Source organism: Mesorhizobium sp. M4B.F.Ca.ET.089.01.1.1 (assembly GCF_004022605.1).
GTDB lineage: Bacteria > Pseudomonadota > Alphaproteobacteria > Rhizobiales > Rhizobiaceae > Mesorhizobium > Mesorhizobium abyssinicae.
On the sequence record NZ_RZOS01001500.1, the window covers coordinates 1 to 416 of the forward strand.

At 58.4% G+C, this 416-nt stretch carries 1 protein-coding gene; it reads left to right on the forward strand.

Features of this window, described 5'->3' with window-relative positions; all coding sequences use genetic code 11:
* Positions 1-226 precede the first annotated feature (226 nt).
* A partial coding sequence (locus EN780_RS40185; protein ID WP_210215154.1) for a hypothetical protein occupies positions 227-416 on the forward strand: 190 nt, incomplete at its 3' end.

Consider the following 416-nt stretch of genomic DNA (forward strand, 5'->3'; position numbering starts at 1 on the left):
GGACAGTACGAATCCCGATCTAAGGATTTCGGCCTCCCGGGAAGGGTATGACATCGCTAGGCAGGTTGCATTTCGAAAGCCTGTGTGGATTGGGACCGGCCGGCTCGCTTCTACCTCGGCCAAGGGGTCGCAACGTCACAACGCCTTGCGCCGACAAAGCAGCTTGTTGTCTGAAAAGATGCACAAGTTCGGGGTGGAGTCCGTCCCCTCGACGAGAGGCCACGTCGTGAAGAAATACGAAGAACTGCATCATATGCCTTTCCACGCTGGCGTCGCCCCTCGTACCAACGCCGGTCTCCTGCATCATCGCAATCCGGGTTGGAAATGCGGGACGATCAAGTCGCATCCCAGGCTTGGGTTTGGCCTCTCCTGGTTCATCATGGAGTGTAAAGCTGCCGGGGCGCGAAGGTTCCGCC